We start from the raw sequence: 240 nt of genomic DNA on the forward strand, positions 1-240 counted from the left end.
TCCGCCTTAACCGCGCGCATTGGACGCGCGCATTGGACGCGCTGATGCGCTTACTTCCAGTGACCGCTTCCGCCCCCCGTTCCGCCTACGGTGCTGACGCCACCTGACATGAAATTGCCAAGGAATTTGCTGCCCTTGCCAAAGAAGTTCACGTTCAACATGACCGGACTGGCATTGAACTGAAAGCTGCGGGTGTCGGCATAAAGCAGTTCGATGTCTTTCGTAAATACGGTACCGAAC

The 240-nt window shown here is 55.8% G+C and carries 1 protein-coding gene; it reads right to left on the reverse strand.

The window, feature by feature from the left end; translation table 11 throughout:
* Positions 1 to 50 precede the first annotated feature (50 nt).
* Positions 51 to 240 (reverse strand): VapA/VapB family virulence-associated protein (locus SCA31_RS25305; protein WP_410699686.1); only part of this gene is annotated, 190 nt, incomplete at its 5' end.

The organism is Chryseobacterium sp. SIMBA_028, from assembly GCF_046535285.1.
GTDB lineage: Bacteria > Bacteroidota > Bacteroidia > Flavobacteriales > Weeksellaceae > Chryseobacterium.